Source organism: Mesorhizobium sp. LEGMi-168a (genome assembly GCF_058312955.1).
This window is the reverse complement of record NZ_JBZEGV010000072.1, coordinates 1-3,539: the sequence shown is the minus strand read 5'-3', so window position 1 is coordinate 3,539 and position 3,539 is coordinate 1. Positions and strand designations below refer to the sequence as shown.

The window sequence follows — 3,539 nt, the reverse complement described above, 5'->3', positions numbered from 1 at the left end:
AACAAACCCGGGCTTCGACGAGGACCTCTACATCACGGCGGACGCCGAAGCCTTCGTCAAATGGCACGCCGGCCAACTCAGCTGGGCCCAAGCCACCCGCGAGGACCGCATCCAGCTCGACGGCTCCCCATCGCTCATAAGAGCATTTCCAACCTGGAACGCCCGCAGCATGTTCGCCCACATCAGGCCGGTCTCTCGCATCGCCGCGACCGCGCAGGCTGGCATACGGGCTGCGTAGCTTCGCTTGAGCGATTATCGCGCGAGAAGGAGGAGCGCCGAAAGGTCGCTGTCGCGAGCAACGCAAGCGTCAATGCACCGGCCGCATCTCTCCGAAGAACGAACCCGCTGCGCGGGATGGGCGCGCGCGGTGAGGTAGAGATCACGAGCCGGACGTCGCGCCCGCATTGAGGGTGGTTGGGCAGCGGCAGAGCATCACGGGCTTCTTCAACAAGGAGCCCGACCATGCCCTATCCTGTTCTCGATGCACCAATCAGTCCGCTGCGTCAGCGGCTGATCGACGACATGAACATGCGGCGTTTCTCACGGGAGACGCAGCGCAACTATCTCCGCGACATCGGACGCCTGGCAACGTTCCTCGGGCGTTCACCAGACACAGCGACCACCGACGACCTGCGCCGGTTCCAGATCGAGCAGCAGGACGACGGCGTTCCGGTGCCGACGATGAACAGCATCGTGTCGGCGCTGCGCTTCTTTTTCACGCATACGGTCGATCGTCCCGATCTGGCGCGCAAGCTCGTCCGGCTGGCGCACCCGCGCAAGCTGCCGGTGGTGCTGAGCCGCGATGAGGTTGCCCGTCTCCTCAACGCCACCACCTGCCTCAAGCACCAGGCCGCGCTGTCGGTCGCTTATGGCGCGGGCCTGCGCGTGGCGGAGGTGGCGATGCTGAAGGTTGCCGACGTCGATAGCGAGCGCATGCTGCTGCGTGTCGAGCGTGGCAAGGGCGGGCGATACCGCAACGCCATGCTGTCGCAAGACCTGCTCTTGTTGCTGCGCCAGTGGTGGAAGGTCGGACGCCAGCAGGGGGTGATGCATCGCGACGGCTGGCTGTTTCCGGGGCAGCATGCGATGAAGCCCATCAGCACCCGCCAGCTTTATCGCGTGGTCGTCGAGGCAGCACAGGCGGCCGACATCGCCAAGCGGGTCGGGCCGCACACGCTGCGTCACAGCTTCGCCACCCACCTGCTGGAGGACGGCACCGACATCCGGATCATCCAGGTGCTGCTTGGGCACGCCAAGCTGAACAACACCGCCTTCTATACCAAGGTTGCAACCCGCACGGTGCGCACCGTCACGAGCCCGCTCGACAAGCTCGGCCTGTTCAAGGAGGCAGAGATCTCACCCGACGGCTGAGCGTGCGCGCCTCGATCGAGGTTGCCGACATCTTCCGCACTGCCGGGCCCGCCTACCGGGTCGCCCATGCCGGGCATCTGAGCCTCGCCCAGCTCAAGGTCATGTCGGCGATCGAGCACTGCCGCACCGCGGCCCTTGGCGGTCACGTCGAGGCCTGCGAGGACTGCGGCCAGTGGCGCATCGCCTACAACTCCTGCCGCAACCGGCACTGCCCGAAGTGCCAGGGCGCGGCGGCGCGGGCATGGCTTGCCGAGCGCGAGGCCGACCTGCTGCCGGTCGGCTACTTCCACGCCGTGTTCACGCTGCCGGCCGAGGTCGCCGACATCGCCTTCCACAACAAGGCGGCGGTCTACGACCTGCTGTTCAAGGCGACATCGGAGACGATGCTGACGATCGCGGCGGATCCGAAGCATCTTGGCGCGCGCATCGGCATCACCGCAGTGCTCCATACCTGGGGCTCGGCGATGACACACCATCCGCACGTGCACATGATCGTGCCGGGCGGCGGCATCGCGCTGGACGGAAGCCGGTGGATATCATCGCGTCCGGCCTTCCTGCTGCCGGTGCGCGTGCTCGGCAAGCTGTTCCGCCGCCTGTTCCTCTCCCGGTTGGTCGCGCTGCACGATGCTGGACGGCTCGCCTTCTTCGGATCGATGGCGCACCTCACCGACCGGCGGGCATTCCTGCAGCACCTGGCTCCCGTCAGGAAGAAGCACTGGGTGGTCTACGCCAAGGCGCCGTTCGCTGGGCCGGAGGCGGTGCTCGCCTATCTGTCGCGCTACACCCACCGGGTCGCCATCTCGAACAGCCGCCTGATCGCCTTCGACGAGAGCGCCGTCACCTTCCGCTACAAGGACTATCGTCGCGAAGGCGCCGAGCGGCAGCAGCTCATGACGATCGCCACCGATGAGTTCATCCGCCGCTTCCTGCTGCACGTCCTGCCGCGCGGCTTCCATCGCATCCGACACTACGGCCTGCTTGCCGGCCCTGCTCGCAAGGCCAGCCTCGCGCTTGCTCGTGAACTCCTGAACGTCGCCGCACCGTCCGACGATGACACCACGGACGAACCGGACAACTTCCGCCCGCCATGCCCCTGCTGTGGCGGCCGCATGATCGTGATCGAGGTGTTCGAACGATGGAGGCAGCCGCGCGGACCGCCACACGGTTCCCCGTCGACCGGGAGCAGCACACCATGACCCGGCATGGAATGGTTCAGCCTTCAGCTGCAGGCACTCAGCCTCCGGCAACGGATCGACGCACGTCCATGGTGATTATCGACTCCGACAGAGCCGCGCCCAGCCGCCCACAGTCGCGACAACACCGCGCGCAGGCGCAACGAAGCGGTCTGTCCGCATTCACCCCAGCGCTTCCCGACGGCGGTCGCGCCATCGTCGACATCTGCCGAAATCCGAAATCCCCATAGCCATCGCCTGTGGCCCGCGGGTTCCTTCCTCGGGGACTTTCGTACGCCTGCCGGCGCCCGAAACTCTTCACGAAAGAAGACAGACCGCTTCTGAGGAGCGAGGCTAAGAAAGCAGACTTAAGCGAGTGCTCGAATCACATAGTTGCAGTTCGAATCTCGCCCGACGCGCCATTTTACAATGAAGCTCCGTCGCCAACTTTCCGCCGAGGCGTTCGCTTGCCGGCAGCGCCCAGGGCAGGATACGGACAGATCCGGTGTTTTCTTCAAGTCTGTACCTTTGATCGACGTAGCAACCGAAGTCTATTAGTCGACACGCTTTACAGAGCGACGGAGGACTAATGGACCAGGAAAGGACCGTCACCATTGTCGAGGTCGGCCCTCGCGACGGCCTGCAGAACGAAAAGGCGATCATCCGCGGCCAAGACAAGGTCGCGCTGATCTGGCTGCTGGCGGATGCCGGGCTCAAGCGGATCGAGGCGACGGCATTCGTTTCGCCAAAATGGGTGCCGCAGATGGCCGACCATGACGAGGTCATGCGGGGAGCTCCGCGCCGGCCCGGCCTTGTTCTCTCCGCGCTTGTGCCGAACGAAAAAGGCGCCGCGGCCGCGATCGAAGCCGGCGCCCAGGAACGTGCCGTCTTCGCCAGCGCGTCGGAGACCTATGCGCGGAAAAACACCAACTGCACGATCGCGCAGAGCATCGAGCGGTTCAGGCCGGTTATGGCTCTTGCCGCCGCCCACGGGCT

Annotated in this window: 3 protein-coding genes and 1 pseudogene; all 4 read left to right on the top strand. The window is 65.4% G+C overall.

Features of this window, described 5'->3' with window-relative positions; translation table 11 throughout:
* Nucleotides 1-238 (top strand): annotated as a pseudogene (locus tag AC4FWB_RS33835) (hypothetical protein); the annotation flags it as partial.
* A gap of 224 nt (nt 239-462) precedes the next feature.
* Nucleotides 463-1,371: a tyrosine-type recombinase/integrase gene (locus tag AC4FWB_RS33830; protein WP_491030555.1), complete on the top strand. Its 909-nt coding sequence runs from the start codon at nt 463-465 to the stop codon at nt 1,369-1,371.
* Nucleotides 1,372-1,373: 2 nt separating this feature from the next.
* The gene (locus AC4FWB_RS33825; RefSeq protein WP_491030554.1) at nt 1,374-2,567 is read left to right on the top strand and encodes an IS91 family transposase; all 1,194 of its coding nucleotides are present in this window, start codon (nt 1,374-1,376) and stop codon (nt 2,565-2,567) included.
* A 565-nt stretch (nt 2,568-3,132) separates the two neighbouring features.
* Nucleotides 3,133-3,539: hydroxymethylglutaryl-CoA lyase-like TIM-barrel protein (locus AC4FWB_RS33820; RefSeq protein ID WP_491030553.1), on the top strand; the 407-nt coding region annotated here is incomplete at its 3' end.